This window comes from Flavobacterium sp. DW-iso2, from assembly GCF_058725285.1.
Window position 1 is genome coordinate 134,460 of sequence record NZ_JBZXDY010000001.1, and the last position, 22,222, is coordinate 156,681.

A 22,222-nucleotide genomic window follows, 5' to 3' on the forward strand; every position below is an offset into this window, starting at 1 on the left:
CTATTTTTTAATTTCATCGGCCTCTTATTTTTTATAAAGAACGAAAGGGAGTTACAATGCTACATGTTTTTCCATTATTAATCGAGCTTTAAAAAAACACAAGGTTGACTCAGCGCCTTGATTTATATTGATGTGTTTGTCTTCAAGACCATCATAAGAAGCACCATTTTCGGGGTTATACATAATTTGTTTCAGATGATTGTTACCTAAAAACCAAACGAAAGCTAACTTTAATTGGTCTTTGTATTTTGTGTTTTTGGTTACATCGTTAAACAAATCTAAAGCAATAATTGTAGTAGCCACTTCAATAGGTTGTTCTCCGTAAAAACACCTTTCGTTTTCTTTTTTAAACCATCCTCTGTTAGAGATCACTTTAAGTTGTCCTTTCATGAAGTAGTGGGATAACAGAAAGTCAAAGGTAATTATGGCTATTTTTTTATATTTCATCTTTCCAGTAACCAGATAACTATACATCATCGCCTCTGGTAACACATTATTAGCATAGGTCATATAGTCTTCATACCAACACCAATTTACATCTGAATTAATATGATAATGGCGCAATAATTCATCTGCCAGTTTTTCCATCTGTTTCTCAATTTCATCCTCTTTATAGACGGAATAATAATTATAGAGCCCTTTTAAAGCATAAGCTATGGCTCTAGGTGAACTAAAATCATCGATTCTTACAATTGCGTTATCCCAACATCTTTTTGCTCTTAAAACTATTTCAATTGGAAGCGTTTCTTTATGTGCTAGGGTCGTTCCCAGACTCCACAAAGCTCTTCCGTTGGCGTCTTCCAGATTTACTTCATAATTTTGCGCGGTCAATACGTTGTTATAGTCTTTGTAATTGTCAAACCAGCCATTTGGTCTTTGGATTCCTTCTATGTAACTTAGATAGGTATTTGCCAATGATAAGGTTTCGTCGTTAGGCTTATATTTATAAAACATAACCATATTTATTAATGCTCTTGCATTATCATCCAAAGTGTATCCTGATTCGGGATCAGGTTCGCTAAATTTAGAAAATTGCAGTATGCCATAATCAGTAGTTAAGTTTTTAATATGATCTAACTTTATCGGTGGAAAGCAGAAATTTAAATTTTCTTCTTTTGTTGTCAATTGATCAAATAGCAGTCTGTATTGGATTGCAATATTTCCCCAAGAGGTGACATGTGATTGTGAAAAAGCATTTTTGCCCATACTAACCCTTTTCTCCTTATTTTCAATAAGCCATACTATTGCTTCTTTAAACTCTTCAGAATCATCAAATTTAGTTAGTAGAACCCCTGTACTTTGTGCTAACATTTCAACTGCATGGGGAATTGGCGTGGAAATTACGGTACAGCCGCAGCTCATAGCATAAGCAAAAGTTCCGCTCACAGCCTGGTTAGGATCTTTGGATGAAAATAAATAAATATCGGATAATGTCAAATATTCTAATAGCTGTTTCAATTCAACGTATTCATTGATGAAAAGTACGTTATCTTCTAAATAGAGATCTTTCACAATTGTAGCTAGTTTTTCACGGTATTTTTCCCCTTCTTTTTTGATGATTTCGGGATGTGTTTTTCCAATTACCAAATAAAGCAAATTGGGATGTTTTTTTGCGATTTCAGGTAAAGCGAATAATGTTGTTTCAATATTTTTATTCTCACTGATCAATCCAAAAGTGGATAACACAATCCTATCGGAATAATTGTAGCGCTCTTTTAATTTTTCTTTTTGTTCCCATAACACATTGTGGTTGCCGTGGGGAATTACTTGAGTTTTTGAAATGGGACAGTTATAATAGTTTGTCAAAATCTCTTGCGATTTTTTGGTAAGGACTATGATGCGGTCTGAGAGATCGACGATTGCGTCGACTATTTTTTTTCTTTTTTCATCAGGATTAGGGAGTGCAGTATGGAATATTGTAGCAATGGGTTTATTTAAAGCCAGTATAAAGGCAAGTATGTAATCACCATATTCACCTCCAAAAAGTCCAAACTCATGTTGGATACAAACAAGACCGATGTCTTTTCGTTCATTTATTTGTTCTGCTACAGACCGATATTCATCCAAGTTAGCAGCTGGTAGGGTATAGGTTACTTCCTGAGGGTATTTGTATTCGACGCCATTATTTTGTAAGGCACATACTTCAACGGAAAGGGTATCTCCGAATACGATTTTTACGGCATTAACGATATCATTTGAAAACGTTGCCAATCCACACTCTCGAGGTGGATAAGAACTTACAATCAGCATTTTTAATCCTTTCTCAAATCTCATGGTAATATTGTATTTAAGGTTGTTTTCTTAATTCACCAAGCAATTCGGGGAGGTTTATTTTAGCGACTGCAATATGCGTGTCAGCGGCGCCGTAGTAGATATAAAGGTCATTTTCAAATAATGCAGAACCAGTGGGAAAGACAACATTATTCACAGTCCCCTCTTTTTCCCATTTTTTTGTTGGCGAAAATAGAGGGTATGGCAATCTCGACAGTTCCATTTCAGGTTTGTCCAAATGCATTAAAGCAGCCTTAGCATGATATACTTTTCCGGTCGTAGTCTCCTGTACACCATGATAAATTAATAACCATCCGCAAGGAGTTTCAATGGGAGGGACACCACCTCCTATATAATTCATTTCATAAGGATCTTTAGGATCCAGAATAATATGATCTGTGAGATGCATTAGATAATCCTCCCAAAAGGTTTTGGTTAGGTCTTCCCACTTGTCAAACTTAACGATTTGAATTCCTGGCCAAATTCGATGTAAAAGAACAAATTGTCCGTTTATTTTTCTTGGAAAAAGTAGTACATCTTTATCGCGTAATAAACGGGTTTCATCACTAACTAACCCAATTTGGGCAAAAAGGTTATAATATTGGTGGTATTTCGGATTTAATTTGGAAGTATTACACTTATTGACATAACTTTCATATTCCTCATAGTTCACGGTAGGTGTTATTATTCCATGCTTTTCAAAATGAATTAAATCTTTGGAAGTGGCTAATGCTCCCATAGCATTTATTCCGTCATAAGCAGTGTATGTGATGTAATAGGTATCTTCAATTTTTACAACTCTAGGATCTTCGGCTCCTTGTTTTTCATAATCAAATTCCCTCAAAAGAAGAGGCGTTTCCATTCTTTCCACTATTTTAGTCGGTCCGTCCATTTTTGCATAGCCTATGGTAGATAAGTTCCCTTCCTCTACGGCCCGATATAAAATATGGACTGTATTTCCATCCTGATAAATACCCGGGTTTATAACGCTGGTATTTTCAAATTCTAAATTGGTAGGGCTTAGAATGACCCCTAATTTTTCTATTGTAATCATGATAGATTATTTTGTAATTTCTGATTCAATATCTTTTTTATGCTATTTTTTTTGTTCCTTTCTTTTTTCTCTTTCTAACCTTCTGAAGTATCCTCGAAAGAGAAAATTATGTTTTAAAGCTTCTAGATTTTCGTTTAGTTTAGCACTAGATTCAGTGACGTTAGTCATTGTAGAGTCAATTTTATTTACAAGTTTAGGATCATTAGAAAGATAATTCAAAGCCCCTTTTCCATCTTTTATATTTAGAATGGTTTTGTTTAGATTAGTCACTACTTTGTTTATTTCTACAGTTGAATTATCTAAATTACTTACGATTGTCTTTATGCTATTGGCAACAGCCTTATCATTTAAAACACCTATTACATTGTCCTTGTTGTTCATCGATTCAAGAAGTCTATTTAAATTTTTAGTAGCATTTGCTGTTTCTCTTCCCGATATTTTTAAGTAACGCATGGTCTCTTTTAAATCTTTGGCTATTTCAGCATCATTTAATAAAAGTCCTACAGTTCCTTTTCCGTCATTAATTTCTTCGGTGATGATGAGTAAGTTTTCAGTAAGACGCGCTGCATTATTATTGGTTTTATTTAGGGTATTCAATAAGTCGTCTGTACGAATGCGATTTACAGAGCTGATTTTATCACCGGGTTCAACAGGAGATTGAGTTCCTTTTCCCGGCAGAATGTTAATGATCATACTTCCAACTAAGCCGTCTGAACCTATCGTGGCAACTGCATCTTTTTTTATGTGTTTAAAGATATCCTTGTCAATAATCATGTCCACTTTGATGTTTGTGTCATTGATCATTTCAATGCCGCGTACAGTTCCTACATTTACACCGGAGTAGCGCACATTATTCCCTATTTGTAAACCATTTACGTTATCGAAAATAGTCTCTAAATGACTTGTTTTTCCAAACATTTTTTGCTTATCGCCAATTAAATAGGTTGCTAAAACAAAGATTAATAACCCAATTATTACAAAAAGGCCTAATCTTATTTTTTGTGAAGTCGTTTTTTCCATATCTATACTTATTTAAAGAAAGCTTGTATTTTTGGATCTGTTGAAGTTGATAATTCATTAAATGTGCCTTCGGCATAATTAATACCATCGACTAGCAAAATCATTCTATTCGAAATCACTCTGGCGCAATCAACATCGTGGGTGATGATTACAGCTGACGTATTGTATTTTTCCTGAATTGATTTCATCAATATTAATATTTCTTTGGCTGTGATAGGATCTAATCCTGTAGTCGGTTCATCATACAGAATGATCTTGGGTTGCAGAATTAGTGTTCTTGCCAAGGCAATCCTACGCTTCATTCCACCTGAAAGCTCGACTGGCATCAAGTTTATAGTGTGCGCCAATCCTACATTTTCAAGGGCTTCCATCACTAAGGCAGTAGTGTCCTTTAGAACGCCAAATTTTTTAGTGTGACGGCGCAATGGAAATTCTAAATTTTCTCTAACGGTCATGGAATCATACAGTGCACTTCCCTGAAAGAGAAATCCAATTTCAGTTCGAAGCTCATCCAAGGTAGAACGGTCGAGTTCTTCAATTTTTTCTCCCATAACCATGATGGAGCCGCTATCGGGTCTTTCCAGTCCAACAAGACATTTTATCATTACGGATTTACCAGAACCTGATTTCCCCATTATGACTAAATTCTCCCCTTCATATAAAGTCATATTAAAACCATTTAAGACATGATTGTCTCCATAGCTTTTTTTTAAGTCTTTGATCTCTATAATAATATTTCTATTTTGGGTTGTTGTATTCATAATTAGTTATAAATCATAAAATATATCAGTAACAAAAACAGCGATAAAATCAATAACAAAAAGGAGCATAGAGGTATAAACTACTGCAGAATTAGCGGCTAGACCAACGCCAGCCGTTCCTTTTTTGCAATAATATCCTTTAAAGCACCCCACCAGTCCTATGGCAAATCCAAAAAAGAAGCTTTTAATTGTGGCTGGGATAAGGTCTCCAAATTCCAAAGCGTTAAATACCTGATTGAAATACAATAAAAAAGACACATGTCCTTTTATATTTTCAACCAGATACGATCCAAAAAGAGCAATAGCATCTCCGAAAAAAACGAGTATGGGAAGCATTAAAGTAGTAGCCATTATTCGAGTAACCACCAAGTACTTGAATGGATTAGTACCAGAAACTTCCATCGCATCAATTTGTTCCGTAACGCGCATAGACCCTAATTCAGCACCAATACCAGAACCAATACGTCCAGCACAAATCAAAGCGGTAATAATAGGGCCTATTTCTCTAATTATCGAAATACTGACCATCGAGGGCATCCAGGAAACAGCGCCAAATTCAAGTAAAGTAGGGCGTGATTGCAAGGTAAAAACTAAACCTATTATGAAGCCAGTAACGGCAACCAGCAATAAAGAGCGATTACCCATATAAAAACATTGGCGAAGAAACTCTTTAAATTCGAATGGACGTCTAAAAGACTCTCTGAAAAAGCGAGCGGCAAAATAGGAAAGTTCCCCCATTTCAAGCAAGAAAGATTTAATCAATTCGATTATTTTAAAAATAGCATTCATAGATGTCATGCATTAATTTTCCAATACGTAGCTACTCAAATATACGATTATTCTGCTGATTATCAGTCATTATTAATGTTGTATAACTGATTTTGAGATGATTTAATCGGGATAAAATGCTTGTTTTGGAGATAATTAGTAAATGCACTCTTGTAAAAAGACAAAAAAAAGTAGTTAGTAATAATGGCAAACTAGTTTTTTCAGTATTCAAACACATATGAAGCCCAAAAGACTTACCTAATCTAGTTAAGTATGGTTGACTCCAATTTATTTAAACGACCATCAGAACAACTTTGCTTAATTCCATAGTAATGGCAAGTGTTTTTAGTTTAGAGAATTAACAAATCGCTGATGTCAATTCGGTTACTTTCATGCGGAATCGTGTTACAAGTAATAACTTCCTTAGCACCAGATTTTTTTATTTCCTCAAAAGCATTTTTTGCAAATACAGCATGTACGCCAATACAGATAGGGGGTTTCATTCCACCATTTTTCAAATGACAGATGGTTTCAATCATGGTTCGTCCTGTCGAAATGATATCATCAACTAAAACAGGAACATAATCCTTGTATTTATCAAGATCGGGTATAGATACTTCTACATCACGGTCCCCATGACGAATCTTATCTAAAATGATATAAGGAGCATTGGCATTTTTTGCCACCTCAGCCACCCATTGCTCACTTTCGCCATCGGGACCAATCAAAATAGGTTTGTCAATGGTATATTTTATCCAGGCTGAAATATGATGAGCTGCATGGGATATTGTTGTAGGGATGCTGTAAATTTCAGATAGAGAGCTTCTTCGATGTAGGTGCGGGTCAATCGTAATTAAAGTATCTGCAAATCCAGAAATTAAATTTGCAAAATAGGTTGAGGTAACACTTTCCCCAGTATTGAAGGCTTTATCCTGACGCATGTAAGCAAGGTAAGGAGCAATAAGGCAAATACTTTTGGCACCAAATTCTTTTGCGGTCTTCGCCAAAAAGTAAAGCGGTAACAATTTAGTGTCCGGTTGATCAAGCGTACAAACTAGAAATACTTTTTTATCTTTCACATCCGATATAATCCGAACATAGGTTTCTCCATCAGGAAAAGAACGGATTTCAACAATTCCTTTTTCGGCCTTCTCTTTTTGAATAAGTATTTCTGTCAAATCTTCATTACCGGGTAAAGCAAAATATATTTTTTTCATGATGTTTATTGAATTAAAATGATATCCTCTTCAGATTTCATATAATCTATCGAGTATTTCAGCTCGCCTTTTGTTTCTGAATAAATACAGTACAATACATCACCCGTTTGCACTTTTGTATTCAAAGGCGTTTTCAGTAACACCCCTGCTTTGCTATCGTGCGGAGCCCCTGCAAGTTTTGCGATTTTCGCAAGTCTTCTGTTATCAATTTCAGTTACAATACCTGATTTTTCAGCTTTTACATCTTCTTTATAAGGGGCAAACTCAGGTTCTCTAAAACCACCTTGCGCTTGGCATATTGCCATAAATTTTGCATATGCTTCTCCTGATGAAAGAATTTCCTTTGCAAGTTGTAATCCACTTTTGTTTTTTGTGCCATTTACCATGTCAATAATACTCGCCGCAAGAAGTAATGATTTATTTCTTAAATCTTGTGGTGCGTCCTTTTCATTGCGCAAAACACTCAAGACATCCATCGCTTCTAGTGCAGGACCAATTCCTCTACCAATAGGTTGCGAACCATCAGTAAATAGCACATTTACATTAATACCCATTGCTTTGCCTACGACATTGAAGTAATATTTTAGTTTTTCGGCATCTTTTTCTGTTCTTACTTTTGCAGTTTTTCCTATTGGAATATCAATAACTACGTGTGTCGATCCAGCCGCAATCTTTTTTGATAATACGGAGGCAATCATTTGACCCTCACCATCGACATCAAGTGCTCTTTCCACACGTATTAAAATATCATCGGCGGGGCTCAGCTTTATCGAACCACCCCATACAAAGCATCCGTTTTCTTGTTCGACTACTTTTTGAATTTGTTTGATGCTGAGATCTATTTTTGTCATAGTTTCTAAGCTGTCTGCGGTACCTGCGGGAGATGTAATTGCGCGAGATGAAGTTTTGGGTATCGTAAGTCCAAAGGCAGCTATGATAGCCACGACGATGGGGGTTGTTCTATTCCCGGGAAGTCCACCCACACAGTGTTTATCGACGACGATTTTTTTATTCCAAGAAAGTCTTTGTCCTGAAACTACCATGGCTTTGGTGAGTCCTATGATTTCGTCAATACTGAGGCTGTCACCACCACAAGCCGTAATGAATGCTGCAATTTCAATGTTAGAATATTCACCTTTAACAATATCGTTTATAATGTTTTGTAAGCTCTCATAGTTCAGTTCTTGACCATACATTTTAGCTCTAATACTTCTCATGGAGTTAACGGGCTGAACATGCGAAAAACTAATTTCGTCTCCTTTTTTAGCGTTTAAGTCACCCCATGCACTTTCAGACAATCCCGCTTCTCCAGGTTTCAAAATTCCATCATTAATAATGTATAAAGTGGCTATTTTAGATTTCCCTTTTACTGTTACTAATACTCTATTCAGCGCTTCAAATCCTTCTGATATACAAATATGGCAATCTTTACGCATGAAAACGACATGTTCCCTTTGGGTGTCAATACCAAGGTGTACTAATTTTAACGTATTGAAGGGAGTATTCATAAAAAAGAGGAGTTGATAGCTATGTTAGTTAAAAATTTAAGGCTTTTTTTAAAGATATTACCGTATTATTCTAAGTAAATACCAATCATTTAGATAAAAATTAATCAGTAATGCGAGAAAGAGTTAAACTCTTTTAGTAATTTATATAATTGATGAGAATTAATTTTCATACAAGCGCAACCTATTTCTGACATTGACTAATTCCTTTTGCAGTGCATCTATTTTTTGAAGTAAATTAAAAACAACGTCTATTCCTTCTATGTTGACATCCAATTCCTGATGCATCCGAATCATTTTTTCTATTTCATAGATAGAATCCTGATGTATATATTGTACCTGTTCCACTGTTTGAATCTCCAATAATCCAAGTTCACTTAGATTGCTAAAGAAGGTCAGTTCTACTTTATAATGGGTAACTAATGTGTTTAAGGGAATGAAGTTTTCTATGTTCATAAGGTTCTTAGCTTAGAAAGTTCAGTGAATAATTCTTTTTCTTTTTCAGAAAGACTTGTTGGAATTTTTATTTCATAGGTGATGTAAAAATCACCAAATTGGTCTTCCTTTTTATAAATAGGAAATCCTTTTCCTTTCAGTTTAACTTTGGTTCCATTTTGAGTTCCCGACGCTACTTTCAGTTTTACCTGTCCGTCAAAAGTATCGACGGTAATGTCACCTCCCAAAATGGCTGAGTACAAGTCTAAAGCTACAGTCGCATAGAGGTTCTCTTTATCTCGTTTAAAAGCAGTGTGATTATCGATGGTAAAAGTGATGTATAAATCTCCTTTTGGGCCACCTCCAGATCCTGCAGCCCCATGTCCGGTAATTTTTATAACCTGACCATTTTCTACTCCTGCAGGAATAGTAAGTCGAATGTTTTTGCCATTAATGGTTAGCGTGCGTTTATGAGTAGTGTAAACATCTTTTAAGTCAAGATGTAATTCGGCATTAAAATCTTGTCCTTTAAATTGCGCAGTACGACCAGCGCCACCTCCTCTTGCGGAGCGCCCGCCAAACATAGATTCAAAAAAATCTGAATAATCCGCACCGCCACTAAAACCACCTCCATAATCGGCTTGTTGTCCACTTCCTTGGTATTGCTGCTGCTGTCTTTTCGATTGTTCATACTGGTCCGCATGTTGCCAGTTTTCTCCATAGGCATCATATTTTTTACGATTTTCGGCGCTACTCAATACTTCATTGGCTTCATTTAGTTCCTTGAATTTTCTTTCGGCTTCCTTGTCGTTTGGATTCAAGTCTGGATGGTGTTTTCGGGCCATTTTACGATACGCCTTTTTAATCTCAGCTTCCGTTGCCTTTTTATCGACCCCTAATACTTTGTAATAGTCTATAAATGCCATTTTAGATTGTTTTCAATTACTATTTTAGTTATTGATATTCAATAATGCTTCCTATTATGCATGTTAAAAGCAAACGGATAGTGGATATCTTGTTGCTATCAAATTTACTCAATTTTTAGATGACAAATTGTAATAAAATGTTTTATTTCAGTTTATTACTGGAGTAATATGTGGTTTTCTTTTATAGATTAATTTTTATTTTAAAATAATTCTGACTGATGGAAATGATTTTTTAAGATTTGGAATAGGGGACTATTTTATTCTGAAATCTCTCGATTTATTTTCCTGAAATCTACAGGCCTTAATTTTACTAAATTATAAAAAGTGTTGCTAAAAGTAGCTGGACTATTGTACCCCGATACATAAGCAATCTCACTTATTGACATTTCGGTTTGTAATAGTTTCTCCATACTGCGAATAATTCGAGTGAGTTTTACATACTGCAAGAATGAAATATCCAAAGTGTCTCTAAATAAGCGTGAAAGACTTCGACTGCTAAAACCAAATAGTTGCGCAACTTCTTTTAAAAGTAAAGGCTGGTCTAAATGAAGATGAATGTGTTTTAAGATTGGACTTAACCTTTCGTTTGTTGTAGTCGGAAGAACTACAGGTAGCGGGTTTTTACTAATCTCTGCAATAATGGTTCCTAATGTTTTAATATATTGGTATTTGCTTTTTTCTTTTTTGAAAATATTCTCACTCCAATTTTCTGTGAATAGGATCATTTCCATAATCAAATTTGATGCAGGATAGATACCCATTTTCGAATAAAACTCATTACTATTTAAAATATGAGTTGGTATATAAATATTTCGTATTATGCTTATCGGTGTTTTTAGCTCTATAAAATGTTCCATGCCCGCAGGAATCCATACATAATGTCTGGCAGGTAAGAAATAAGAATTATCATTTGTCTTTAGATAGGCCACTCCGCCTTCTACATAAGTTAGTTGATGTTTGTTGTGACTGTGCATAGCCAGACGCTCTTCAATCTTAGTATGATATATATAAGTAGTCTTTGGGTATTGGTTTACTTTTTCTAAAAAACTTAGCTCTTTTATCATGAATATGAGATATTTGTTAATTTGGCTCAAATTAACAAATAAATGGCTTAATTGACAAAATAAGACTTTAAAATATATCCCAATTTTGTATTTTAATTTAAGAACTCAATATGCATTTTAATTGTTATAAAATAATACTGCCTTTATTCTTGTTTATGCTCTTATCAGTACAAGCGCAAGAAGTCCGTATAGATAGTATTCCCATTTCTTTAGAAAAAGTTTGGGCAAAAGCTGCTGTAAACAGCAAGGAAATTAAAATGAATCATTTGCATACACAGTCAGGAGCCGAAGCTGTAAAAAATGCCAGGAGCAAACAATTACCTGAAATAGGTTTTAATGCTAACTATGGCAAATTAGCCAACATTCCCATTTTTAATAACGGAATTTTACAACACGCAGATTATATTCCGTTAGAAGACCATTCCATTTATGGAGCTACAATAGCTGCTTATTTTGATATTTATAATGGGCATAAACTGAAAACAAACATCCAAAAAGAAACGGTCAAACAAGAGTTGTCTCAATATATAGAAGAGGAAACAATTGAATCTATTCACTATCAAGTGGCTCAAGCTTATTTGAAATTGCAACTATATTTACAATTTGAAAAATTAGTAAAGAAGAATATTTATCAAAACGAAGAACGCTTAAAACTAATCCAGAAATTACATACCGGAGGAGTGGTTTTAAAAAGTGATGTGCTTCGGGCGCAGCTGCAATTGTCTAAGCAAAAAACATCTTTAACAGAGATTCTTAATAATGCGCAATTAGCCATGCAGGAATTAAATATCTTCATGGGAGAACCTGATGATCAAGTTTTAAAACCTATAGATATTATCGGTTTTCAAGAAGATCAAAAATTAATGGGCTATGATGATTATATAGATAATGCTATAAACAAATCGCCATTACAGAAGATTGCAAAGCAAAAAGTAGCCTTAAGCAAATTAAATGTAGAAGGATTAAAAGCAGATAAATTGCCTAGAATAGGTTTTTTTGGAGATTATAATTATTCGTACCCACAAATCAAGTTGTATCCATATGCAAATGCTCCGTACCTATTAGGAGTGGTAGGAGTAAAGTTATCATATACTATTTCGTCGATTTATCATGATGTTCATAAGGACGAAGAAGCTAAAATAATATATGAAGAACAAAAAATAGCTCAAGAAAACGTGCAGGATAATTTGCGTAAGGATATCAATAAAGCTTACAAACATTATGTTGAAGATCAAGAAAAGATTGAAGAGTCACAATTGAGTATAAAACAAGCTACAGAGAATTACCGTATTCTCAACCAGACTTATTTTAACCAATTGTCTTTAATTACTGATTTGCTTGACGCAGATGCTCAATTATTGCAAGCACAATTCGAACTTATTTCTGCTCAAATCTCAGAAAAGTTACACTATTACCAACTTTTAAAAAATACAGGAAACCTATAATTATGGCGACAATAACAGAGAAACACGAACGCATTGACAGGATTACAGTGAAGATTACCTACGGTATTGCCTTTTTAGTATTGATTGTATTATTAGTGTATGGCGCTTATGCCTTAGTGAAAATGTATCGATATGAAGAAACTAATGATGCGCAGGTAGAAGAATATATTAATCCAATTTTAAGTCGTACTACCGGTTTCGTGCAAGAAATTAAATTTAGAGATCATCAAATAGTCCATAAAGGAGATACCTTGATTGTAATAGACAAAAATGAAACCTTGATGCAGTTGCAAGAAGCTGAAGCCGCTTTAAGCGCAGCTAAAGCCTCTTTTTTAGTCCTTGAAAGTAATACTGTAACAACAACTAGTAGTGCATCAGTGAGTGAGGCTAGTATTGCTGCATCGAAAGCAAAGTTGTGGCAACAAGAACAAGAATTTAAGAGATATAAAAAATTATTGGACGAGGAAGCAGTCACTCAGCAGCATTTTGAGGCGATAAGAACGAGCTTTGAAATTGCAAAATCAGAGTATAAAGCAGTTCAAAACACCTATAAAACTGCTAAAGGGAAAATAAATGATGTTGATTCTCAATTAGCAGTAGCAAGTGCAAATGTTCAGCAGAGAGAGGCTATCATAGCTACTATAAAACTTAATTTGACTTATGCTGTTATTACAGCTCCTGCTGATGGAATTATGGGTGATAAAACCATACAAGTGGGACAACTAATTCAAAAAGGACAAACCATAGGTTTTATAGTAGATCAGGATCAAGGGAAATGGATTGTGGCTAATTTCAAAGAAACTCAAATTGCAAACATGAAAGAGGGTCAGAAAGTAGAAATTAAAGTAGATGCCTATTCAAAGGAAACATTTCATGGTAAAATACAATCTCTTGCTCCAGCAACAGGGTCTCGGTTTTCGCTTTTACCTCCTGATAATGCCACGGGTAATTTTGTTAAGATTGTGCAACGATTTCCCGTACGAATCCTTTTAACTGATGCAGTAGAAAAAACAAATCATCTTCGTGCGGGAATGAATGCTGAAGTATTGATTCCTAAATTATAAACTTGCATGAATCAGTCTTCAAATATATTTAAAAGTTGGGTTCCCAAATGGCTTATTAGAGTTATTATTTTTTTAGTAATTCTCCCTGCAGCATCGATGCTAGCGGGCTATATTGGTGGGATTACAAGCGCGGCTAGTTATTATGGGCTTGATCCCACAGATATTCAATTTTCAATGGTTTTATATTATGTAGGGATTGCCAGTTTTTTTCCATTAGAAAGAAGGTTCTTTAGTTATTTTGCTTCCAAAACTTATTTTTTAATGAGTGTTCTATTATTTACAGGGATTAATTTGCTTTTGTACAGTACTCAAAATGCATTGCTTTTCTTTGTTTTACGTTTTTTAGGTGGGGCTATAACAGTTGCTATAATTGGAGTGACACTAAATTTATTATTTTCTCAATTTCATTCTGAGCGATCTAGAGTATTAGGTTATGCTGTTTTTTATGGAACTTTACTTATTTCTAATGCTTTTACTTACTTGTTTGATGCTTACATATTTCAAAATTATAACTTTAATGTATTGTATTTAGCAATTATTTATGTTCAAATTCCCGGCGCTTTGTTACTGTTCCTTTGCCTTAAAACAAATATACGTTTACATACTAAAAGGTTTCCATTGCTTAATTTAGATTGGAAGAGTTTCTTGATTTATAGTTCTCTATTATCATTAATTGCCTATGTTATTTTATATGGTCAATATTACAATTGGTTTGAGAGCATTCGCATTTGGATCTGTATCGGAACAATCATGCTATTGTTTGCAACTTTTATTTTGATGCAGAAAAAAAAGAAACGACCGTTTATAGATTTAAGCATATACGAATTTCGCAATTTTAGAATAGGAGGGCTGCTGCTTGTACTATATTATATTTGTAAAGGGGATTTAAGTGTCGCTAATTCATTTTTGTTTAACCAAATGGGGTTAGATACTTTTCATTATGCTTATGTTATGTTTTTTAATGCTTTAGGTATTCTTGTTGGTATTGCAATAACAGCTCGATTTCTTTTAAGGAAACGCAATATGCGGTTAATTTGGCTTACTGGATTTGCATTTTTACTGCTCTATCATATTCAAATGTTTTTTGTTTTTGGCTCCCAAGCCAATGAAGAAAGTATTTTATTACCTTTATTTTTTCAAGGAATGGGAAATGGAATTTTAATGCTTTCTATTGTGATGTTTACCATTTCATCTGTGCCAGAATCCAAAAGTTTTTCAGCCTCATTAAGTGGTGTTTCTTTTCGATTTTTTGCTTTTACAGTAAGTTTAGCACTAATTTCATTTATGAATCTAAGACAAGCAAGTGTGCATTATCATGCATTAGGGAATACGGTTACCAGTCTAAACTTTGAATCTAATAAGCGATTACAATTGTATGAAAATTTGGCTCTTGCCAAAGGTGCTTCTGCAATGAAAGCTAAAGTTATGGCTAAGGGATTATTAGGTAAAGCAATAGCAAATCATACGAATATGCTGTTTGCAAGGGATTACTATTATTTTATGGGGATTGTGATATTCTTTATTATGCTAGGTATTGCATTAATTCCTCATTTGCATTTTCGTTTTCGAAAAATTGGAGCTAGACTCATTCCAATCTAATAAGAAAGTAAGACATACATTAAAAGGAATATTTTTACATCTATATGATTTTTAACGCATTAGATTTTAAATCCCGTTTCTTTTTTAAATCAATAAGAAATGATTTATAACCAATGAATTCCGTGTCTTTTGGGTTGATCTGCAAAACAAAATTGATTTTTCCAAGCAGGTGTTCTAAAAAGTTCCTTTGGTTAATTTCTCTGTATTCGCGATGTTCATCAATTCCAAATTTTTGGATGTAATACATGGCTTGTCTTAATTCATTACGTTTGTGAAAAACGACCTGTGGTTTTTCATTAACCACAATGCCGGTTACGGTTTGGCGGCTGCCGGGAGTCATAAGTTTGGTTTTGGCAGTGTTAATGTTGAAATTCATTTTTTTAATGATTCCGTTTACTTTATCAAAAAGTTCTTTTTCATCGAAATCGCCTGAAAAACTGAGATCATCAGCATAGCGGGTGTATCTTATTTTTCTTTGAATGCAATAGTCAGCAATCAGTGCGTCAGCCTCAATAAAAATTAAATTTGAAAGGGAAGGACTGGTTGGGGCACCTTGTGGCAAAGTGCCATCACGAGTACATAGTTTAGCCAGCAAATCAGAAACGCTTTTAGAATAACCTAATTCAATAAAGATTTTCTCGACACTATCTATGGTAATGGATGGGAAAAAATTTTCTAAATCCAGCGTAAATACTTTCGGCTGGTTTCTATGAAATTTCAAATTTTCGATGAGACTTATATTTGGTTTGTAGGCCTTGGCGAAAGGACTCACCGGAATATTATACAAGATATTTTTTAGAATCCAATGCTGAATTTCTTTCAAACTGGGCAATGGTTCTGATATGGGTCTTTTTTTACCGTTTCGTTTAACAATTTCAAAATCACGATAAAAGTATTTAGTATGAAGAGCGGCTTTCTTAAGATATTCCTTTTTGTAGCCCACTAATACTGACAAATGGGACGTATTGTAAATTACAGGAACATCATTGGAAAATAAAGGTGCCGCATAATCCAAACAGCGTTTAATATTCTGTTCAGAGTAGCCTCTTTTTATAGCCTCGTTGGTGAAAGTATCTTTGTAGTTTGAAAAATCCATAGCCTTAAAACCGTTAATGGAGTGAGGACTTTTATGTCTCTCACTCCAATTAGGAATACGGGTTTAAAAGGTTCGGAGCTCTGCGGAGAATCTTTTAAACCCAGTGCTTGAAAAAGCATTCAATTACAGAACAGTGACTCACTGCTCCGATGTTAGCTGAGCTAACACAATCTTTAAAAAATGAATTAGAATAGTAATTCATTCTGAAGGGGAATATATATTGTTTTCCTGGACAATTTGGGGATTTTACTTTTTAAATCCTTAGCTATCCATTCTTCTTTTTTTCGTCTTTGTATTTTAATTTGTTCCATCGGTATAAAGCTTACGTTAAATCGACTATTTTTACTTTAACATGTTTTAAGTGAACGGGTTAACTTAATTAAAGTTACAAAAAAATATTTAAAAAAATATTTTAAGTTCCTATTATTTTTACTCCAAAATAAAAAAACCACCAAAATTGAATTTGGTGGTTTTAGAGAACTACGAAGATTATTTTTTTAATGAAAAATTATTTTTTTACCAAGTATTTGATGTTTTGTAATTTTCCGTTTACAACGGTTTTCAAGAAATAGAATCCTTTTCTTAACGGCGATAATTCTAAATTTGAAATTGATTTTCCAGCGCTAATTTCGTTACTACTTTGATATACTAACTGACCAAAGAAGTTGTAAACCCAAAAGTCAACTTTAGCAGTTACTGAACTAGTTAGACTTACATTTACATTATTAACAAATGGATTTGGAAAGACATTCACGTTAGTAATTCTTACCTGATTATTATCTTGTTGCGTACAACTTCCTAAAGTATCCCCATGTGCTAAATGCCATTTTACAGCGTTTTCATCGACGCAAATTGATCTTCCGTTATGACAAATTTCAACTTTTGGATTTCTGGTGTTATTCCCACAACGAACATCTTCGACATTTACAGTTCTTTCTGCAACAGCAGTACAACCATTAGCATCAGTAACTGTTAACGTAAATGTAGTTGTTTGCTCTGGACATACTTTAATTGTGTTTGTTGTAGCTCCATTACTCCACTTATAAGAGTAGGGTTGAATACCTCCAGTTATTCCAGTCGCACTAAGTGTCGTACAAGATTTTTCTTTGTAACCATTATAAACAGTTACCTCTTCTGCAGAAGGAATATCAATCGCATCAGCTTCAGTAACGGTAAAGTCTTTAGTGATGGTATGATTTAAAGCATCAGTTATTGCTACACTATAGTTTCCTGCAGTAAGAGCTGTAATAGTACTTGTGGTTGCATTAGTGCTCCATAAATAGGTATAAGGACTTATTCCTCCAGAAACATTTATTGTAGCGGTTCCGTTAGCTTCGCCATTACACATTGCATTAGTAACATTTAGAGATTCAACTTCCATTAATTTTAATTGCAATCTGGCAGTTACCGGGAAGTGATCTGAAGCTGTTTTTGTGTAATCACTAGAGAAAAACTCATAGTGTACTCTTGCTGATTGATCAATATACAAATCAGCTAGTTCATTAGAAAGGGTAATGTGATCAATCATATTTTCGTAAGTAGCATACGATCTAAATCCTTGCTCACTTAATGTTTTTGTTACCACATTATAACTTGCAGCATCATTAACATAAGCTTCATAAGTAGAAACAGTCGTTGTTACATCTGAAACTGTGTAGTCAACATCGTCGTTATAATCTCCAAGTAAGATTAAGTTCGCATTTTGATATTGTGCATCTAAAGTATCTTTTAATACCTCAACATCAAATTTACGCATGTCGTATTTGCCTTGAGCATCACCACTTGTATTGGCTCTTGCATGAAGGTCAATAATGTTAATTTGTTTTTTGTTACCATCAATAGTAACATTAGCAGTTAACATAAAAGGCAATCTTCCACTAGCAAAAAAACGAGATTTATCAGTATTTGGATAATTAGCTAATGCGGATCCATCACCACCATTGTAATAGGGGTGAATTGTTTTTAGTAACACTTTCGTACTAACTGCTTCTACCGTTTTGTTTTTGTAAATGAATCCAACTTTTTGTTTTGGTCCTGATACATCAAAAGGATATGAAGTAGCTTCAGATAAAACAAAACTGTAATCATTCATTTCGCTTACCATTTGAGCCAATAATACATCATCAGAAACTTCTTCTACAGCGTAGATATCGGCATCTAATTGTTGTAATATATTTTTAACTGCTTCTTTTTGTATCATATCTGAGTTTGGTTTTCCAGCTGCTGGAGAATTTGTTTCATCACCAAACCAAGCTACATTCCAAGTAGCTATATCTAAAGTTTTATCTTTAGAAATAGCTAAATCACTTCCTGTTTGTTGGTATTTATCAGCACATGGGAAGTCTGTCCTCATTCTAGGCAAAAGCTGTTGAGTTGCAAAATAATTACCTACAACACCTATAATTTCAGAACAAGTTTCTGGTTGGGCAAAACCTACAAGATCATTTACATCAGCGTCGATGCGCAATTGAGCCGTTCCGTTTGCATCAGTAATATTTGTATTTGAATTGCCAAACATAATCGTGCCCGGTTTAGGGAAAGTCGTATTTTGAATACGCACCAATTCCGCAGGATGGTTTACCATTTCGCTTAGAGTAATCGTCTTAGGTTGGATAGCCTGATTTGGCAATCCATTATTTGTAACTGCGCTTACAGGACTAATTTGAAGTTGGTCGCTGTAAGAACTTCTTGTTCCAGTAACGGTAATTGAATCTCCTATTTTGAAAATACCAGCGCCATGAACTGTTTTATCAAAAACGGCAATTGCACCGGTTGCATCTTGAATATAGGCAGATCCTGCAAATTGATCAGAAACAGTCAAAACGCCAGTGACTGTTACAATTTCACCATCTGCTTTTGCTCTCGCTTCAGCAATTGGAAGTACTACAATTATGTCACTTGCATTTCCAAAAAACTGTCCTGCATTTATGGCCCCGAAAGTATTGTTAGCTGCTTGCCATGTAAAATCAGCATAAGTGAATCCAGCTCCAGTTAATTGAAGTGAAGTTCCTACTGCAGCTGTACTAGCTTCAGCAATACTAATGTCAGTACTGGTCATTCCGCTCGCCGGACCATTAGTCGCTGTAAAACTACCTTCATAACTTAAAAATTGAATTAGCTTACCAGAAGGGTCTACTAATGCTATTCCATCAGGAGAACCATTTTGTAATCCTGCAATAGATACAGATACAGTTCCATATCCATTCAATTGATCTGGAATAATTCCTGATAAAGTTCCTATAGGAGTATATGTTGCACCACCCGTTCCGTTATAAGGAATAATGCTCCATCCTGTTAAATCAGTTCCTGCATAACCAGCTACTTCAACCGCTTCGCCAAGATCTGTTCCAGCATTGTCATAGTGAATCTCATTGATGAATACTAAATCACCAAATTTTTGTCCCACATTCACTTTACCAAAAGTACTAACAGCTGCTTCCCATGTAAAATCAACATATTTTGTTCCTTTTCCAACTAACTGTAATGACGTACCTAAAGTCGCAGTACCTGCTTCAGCAATACCAATATCAGTACTTGTCATTCCGCTTGCTGGACCATTAGTCGCTGTAAAACTACCTTCGTAGCTTAAAAACTGAATTACATTATTGGCAGCATCTACTAATGCGATTCCATCAGGAGCACCATTTTGTAATCCCGAAAGAGGCACTGATACGGTTCCATATCCATTTAATTGATTAGGAATGGTTCCTGATAAAGTACCTGTTGGTGTGTAGCTTGCTCCTCCATTTCCATTATAAGGAATAAGTTTCCAACCTGTTAAGTCAGTTCCCGCTAGTCCTGTAATTTCAACTCCTTCATCAATATCTGAACCTGCGTTATCGTAATGAATTTCATTTATAAATACAGATCCAGCGAGTGCAGGTGTCGTTGCGTTTTCTAGAGTCGTTACGATTATTTCATTACTTGCATCTGATGTATTATCATCGGCATCTAAAGCTAATACAGTAACTCTATAAGTAGTATTTGCTGTTAGATTAGTAAGTGTAAAGTTGGTATTCGTTGTGGCAGCAATTTTTGTTGTTCCATTAAAAATTTCGTAGGATACGGCACCTGCTCCTGCTTCCCAAGACAAGGTAGTTGTTGTTTGAGTCGTGTTGCTTGCCGCTAAATTTGTTGGATTAGTAAGCGGCACAGTAGTAGTAGAAAATGACTGTCCGTTATTAATATTTCCATAGGTGCTTGCGCTTGCAGCTTGCCATGTAAAATCACTATATTGAGTTCCTGATCCTTTTAATTGCAAAGACAAACCAATTGCTTCAGTTCCATTTTGTGAAACACCAATATCAGTGCTTGTCATTCCATTTGCTGGACCGTTAGTCGCTGCAAATGTTCCTTCGTAGCTTAAAAATTGAATAACATTTCCTAAATTGTTAACTAATGCAAGTCCGTCAGGAGCTCCATTTTGTAGTCCGTTTACAGCAACGAAAACGGTACCAAATCCGTTGGATTGATTTGGGATAATTCCTGATAAACTTCCAGCTGGAGTATAAGAGGCACCACCATTTCCATTATACGGAATAATACTCCATCCTGTTAAATCCGTTCCTGCAGTTCCTGCAATTTCTATACCTTCACCTACATCTGTACTAGCATTGTCATAATGTATTTCATTCATGAAAACAACAGAAGTTGTAGGAGTTGGTGGAGGAGTACCCGCTAGGGTTGTCACGGCAATACTATTGCTACCATTTGATATGTTTCCAGCTGCATCAAAAGCTTTTATTGAAAAAGTATAATTTGTATTAGCTGTTAATCCTGATAAAACATAATTAGCTGTTAAAGACGAAGCAATTTGTACCGTTCCGTTATAAATTCGATATCCTAAAACACCCACATTATCTGTAGACTGAACCCATGTTAATGTCGTTCCCGTTTGAGTAGTATTTGTGGCATATAAATTAGCAGGTACTGAAGGAACTTCTGTATCGAATACAACGCTGCCGTCAAATCGGTTTTCTGCTTGTGGGCCTCCCCAAATTGTTGTTGCAAAAGCGGGGTTGTCAATAAAAGGGTTTCTATTTCCTTGAACTCCTTCTAATATTGTGTTTCTGTTTATTTCTATTTGGGAAACAGGATCTTCAACATTCCATTGCAATAAAATATCTGGAATATCTCCACTAAAAGTTTGTGAACCTACGGTAACTGCATTAGGGAGACATTGATTTCCGTAACGCACATACATGTACATTACCATACGCGCTACATCCCCTTTCCATTCATCTCCAGGATACCAATAGGCACCGTTTATTAATTTTGAATTACCAGTACCAGAACCATAAGGATAGTTATTTCTTGTTGAATTCAAGGTGATATCCGAAGCTCTAAGATGATGTGCGTCACTTCCAGGTCCTGCAGTTCCCAAATTTGGATTTCCTAATGACTTTGCATAAACGTGCTCTCTGTTCCAATCACCCTGATTTCCGCCATTTAAATCTTTAGAACGAGTACGGTCATTAGAAATATCGCTATCAGTATCATCGTAACCATAGATAAGCAACACTTTACTGGGATCATTAGGATCTAAGTCTGTTTGTTTTAGCGCATCCCAAACTCCAGGAGTATAACTTAAGATTGTCGTATTGCTACTTATTAAAGTTGCAAGGCTCGATTTTAAGGCATTTCCCGTTTGGGTGAGATTGGTTCCATTATAATAGGAGGGAACCTGACCAAATGATAAGAGACTTAAAAAAGAAAATACAGTCGCAAGAAGCAGCTGCTTTTTCATGTAAATTTGTTTCATAGTACTTGTAAGTTTATTAGGAGGTAAAAGTATAAATTTTCACACTTGTATAATTAGATTAGTATTAACAAATTGTTAAAACTATCAATAATATATACTGAAAAACAAATGATTATTTAAAAAAAAGCATGGCTTTATGCGATAGAAACGTAATATATTGCCATTTTTTTAATTTTCGAAAACTAATAATAATGCTATAAATTTCTACTTAAATGTTGCTAATAGCAGTCGTTTTT

The 22,222-nt window shown here is 34.8% G+C and carries 15 protein-coding genes; 3 read left to right on the plus strand and 12 right to left on the minus strand.

Annotated features, from left to right (window positions below; genetic code table 11):
* Nucleotides 1-51: 51 nt before the first annotated feature.
* The 10 genes from AC4PRO_RS00610 to AC4PRO_RS00655 all read right to left on the minus strand — a co-directional run bounded on the left by AC4PRO_RS00610 (nucleotide 52) and on the right by AC4PRO_RS00655 (nucleotide 11,021).
* Nucleotides 52-2,274, minus strand: a complete 2,223-nt coding sequence (locus AC4PRO_RS00610; RefSeq protein ID WP_492115902.1) for a glycosyltransferase — start codon at nucleotides 2,272-2,274, stop codon at nucleotides 52-54.
* Nucleotides 2,275-2,287: 13 nt separating this feature from the next.
* Nucleotides 2,288-3,325, minus strand: a complete 1,038-nt coding sequence (locus tag AC4PRO_RS00615; RefSeq protein ID WP_492115903.1) for a glycoside hydrolase family 130 protein — start codon at nucleotides 3,323-3,325, stop codon at nucleotides 2,288-2,290.
* A gap of 42 nt (nucleotides 3,326-3,367) precedes the next feature.
* Nucleotides 3,368-4,345, minus strand: coding sequence for an MlaD family protein (locus AC4PRO_RS00620; RefSeq protein ID WP_074723128.1), 978 nt, complete (start codon nucleotides 4,343-4,345; stop codon nucleotides 3,368-3,370).
* An 8-nt stretch (nucleotides 4,346-4,353) separates the two neighbouring features.
* Nucleotides 4,354-5,106 (minus strand): ABC transporter ATP-binding protein, encoded by a 753-nt coding sequence (locus AC4PRO_RS00625; protein WP_074723127.1) that lies wholly within the window; start codon nucleotides 5,104-5,106, stop codon nucleotides 4,354-4,356.
* A gap of 6 nt (nucleotides 5,107-5,112) precedes the next feature.
* A complete protein-coding gene (locus AC4PRO_RS00630; RefSeq protein WP_139174224.1) occupies nucleotides 5,113-5,904 on the minus strand; it encodes an MlaE family ABC transporter permease in 792 nt (263 codons plus the stop codon).
* Between the two features lie 320 nt (nucleotides 5,905-6,224).
* Nucleotides 6,225-7,091, minus strand: coding sequence for a ribose-phosphate pyrophosphokinase (locus AC4PRO_RS00635; protein ID WP_492115904.1), 867 nt, complete (start codon nucleotides 7,089-7,091; stop codon nucleotides 6,225-6,227).
* A 5-nt stretch (nucleotides 7,092-7,096) separates the two neighbouring features.
* Nucleotides 7,097-8,599 carry a thymidine phosphorylase family protein gene (locus AC4PRO_RS00640; protein ID WP_492115905.1) on the minus strand — a complete coding sequence of 501 codons (1,503 nt, stop codon included), beginning with the start codon at nucleotides 8,597-8,599 and terminating at the stop codon, nucleotides 7,097-7,099.
* A gap of 159 nt (nucleotides 8,600-8,758) precedes the next feature.
* Nucleotides 8,759-9,052 carry a chaperone modulator CbpM gene (locus AC4PRO_RS00645; RefSeq protein WP_074723123.1) on the minus strand — a complete coding sequence of 98 codons (294 nt, stop codon included), beginning with the start codon at nucleotides 9,050-9,052 and terminating at the stop codon, nucleotides 8,759-8,761.
* Nucleotides 9,049-9,957, minus strand: a complete 909-nt coding sequence (locus AC4PRO_RS00650) for a DnaJ C-terminal domain-containing protein (RefSeq protein WP_492115906.1) — start codon at nucleotides 9,955-9,957, stop codon at nucleotides 9,049-9,051. Before AC4PRO_RS00650 ends, AC4PRO_RS00645 begins: the two co-directional genes overlap by 4 nt.
* Before the next feature lie 257 nt (nucleotides 9,958-10,214).
* Nucleotides 10,215-11,021, minus strand: coding sequence for a helix-turn-helix domain-containing protein (locus tag AC4PRO_RS00655; RefSeq protein WP_074723121.1), 807 nt, complete (start codon nucleotides 11,019-11,021; stop codon nucleotides 10,215-10,217).
* A 155-nt stretch (nucleotides 11,022-11,176) separates the two neighbouring features.
* Between AC4PRO_RS00655 and AC4PRO_RS00660 the strand changes: the two genes are divergently transcribed.
* From AC4PRO_RS00660 to AC4PRO_RS00670, 3 genes are read left to right on the plus strand one after another with little or no spacing between them, the layout of a single operon-like run.
* Nucleotides 11,177-12,466 carry a TolC family protein gene (locus AC4PRO_RS00660; RefSeq protein WP_492115907.1) on the plus strand — a complete coding sequence of 430 codons (1,290 nt, stop codon included), beginning with the start codon at nucleotides 11,177-11,179 and terminating at the stop codon, nucleotides 12,464-12,466.
* Nucleotides 12,467-12,468: 2 nt separating this feature from the next.
* Nucleotides 12,469-13,530, plus strand: a complete 1,062-nt coding sequence (locus AC4PRO_RS00665; RefSeq protein ID WP_074723119.1) for an HlyD family secretion protein — start codon at nucleotides 12,469-12,471, stop codon at nucleotides 13,528-13,530.
* A 6-nt stretch (nucleotides 13,531-13,536) separates the two neighbouring features.
* The gene (locus AC4PRO_RS00670) at nucleotides 13,537-15,129 is read left to right on the plus strand and encodes an MFS transporter (RefSeq protein WP_074723118.1); all 1,593 of its coding nucleotides are present in this window, start codon (nucleotides 13,537-13,539) and stop codon (nucleotides 15,127-15,129) included.
* 40 nt (nucleotides 15,130-15,169) lie between these two features.
* On the opposite strand, the gene AC4PRO_RS00675 is transcribed toward AC4PRO_RS00670, so the two are convergent.
* Together AC4PRO_RS00675 and AC4PRO_RS00680 are read right to left on the minus strand one after the other, a co-directional pair.
* Entirely contained in the window at nucleotides 15,170-16,225 is a 1,056-nt protein-coding gene (locus AC4PRO_RS00675) for a reverse transcriptase family protein (RefSeq protein ID WP_492115908.1), read from the minus strand.
* 508 nt (nucleotides 16,226-16,733) lie between these two features.
* Nucleotides 16,734-21,986: an endonuclease gene (locus AC4PRO_RS00680; RefSeq protein ID WP_492115909.1), complete on the minus strand. Its 5,253-nt coding sequence runs from the start codon at nucleotides 21,984-21,986 to the stop codon at nucleotides 16,734-16,736.
* Nucleotides 21,987-22,222 lie beyond the last annotated feature (236 nt).

Excerpts from the sequence above, each read along its gene's own strand:
- AC4PRO_RS00660 (WP_492115907.1), top strand. The coding sequence starts at position 11,177 with ATGCTCTTATCAGTACAAGCGCAAGAAGTCCGTATAGATAGTATTCCC.
- AC4PRO_RS00615 (WP_492115903.1), bottom strand. The coding sequence starts at position 3,325 with ATGATTACAATAGAAAAATTAGGGGTCATTCTAAGCCCTACCAATTTA.
- AC4PRO_RS00625 (WP_074723127.1), bottom strand. The coding sequence starts at position 5,106 with ATGAATACAACAACCCAAAATAGAAATATTATTATAGAGATCAAAGAC.
- AC4PRO_RS00655 (WP_074723121.1), bottom strand. The coding sequence starts at position 11,021 with ATGATAAAAGAGCTAAGTTTTTTAGAAAAAGTAAACCAATACCCAAAG.
- AC4PRO_RS00640 (WP_492115905.1), bottom strand. The coding sequence starts at position 8,599 with ATGAATACTCCCTTCAATACGTTAAAATTAGTACACCTTGGTATTGAC.
- AC4PRO_RS00675 (WP_492115908.1), bottom strand. The coding sequence starts at position 16,225 with ATGGATTTTTCAAACTACAAAGATACTTTCACCAACGAGGCTATAAAA.
- AC4PRO_RS00610 (WP_492115902.1), bottom strand. The coding sequence starts at position 2,274 with ATGAGATTTGAGAAAGGATTAAAAATGCTGATTGTAAGTTCTTATCCA.
- AC4PRO_RS00635 (WP_492115904.1), bottom strand. The coding sequence starts at position 7,091 with ATGAAAAAAATATATTTTGCTTTACCCGGTAATGAAGATTTGACAGAA.
- AC4PRO_RS00620 (WP_074723128.1), bottom strand. The coding sequence starts at position 4,345 with ATGGAAAAAACGACTTCACAAAAAATAAGATTAGGCCTTTTTGTAATA.
- AC4PRO_RS00630 (WP_139174224.1), bottom strand. The coding sequence starts at position 5,904 with ATGACATCTATGAATGCTATTTTTAAAATAATCGAATTGATTAAATCT.
- AC4PRO_RS00650 (WP_492115906.1), bottom strand. The coding sequence starts at position 9,957 with ATGGCATTTATAGACTATTACAAAGTATTAGGGGTCGATAAAAAGGCA.
- AC4PRO_RS00670 (WP_074723118.1), top strand. The coding sequence starts at position 13,537 with ATGAATCAGTCTTCAAATATATTTAAAAGTTGGGTTCCCAAATGGCTT.
- AC4PRO_RS00665 (WP_074723119.1), top strand. The coding sequence starts at position 12,469 with ATGGCGACAATAACAGAGAAACACGAACGCATTGACAGGATTACAGTG.
- AC4PRO_RS00645 (WP_074723123.1), bottom strand. The coding sequence starts at position 9,052 with ATGAACATAGAAAACTTCATTCCCTTAAACACATTAGTTACCCATTAT.
- AC4PRO_RS00680 (WP_492115909.1), bottom strand. The coding sequence starts at position 21,986 with ATGAAACAAATTTACATGAAAAAGCAGCTGCTTCTTGCGACTGTATTT.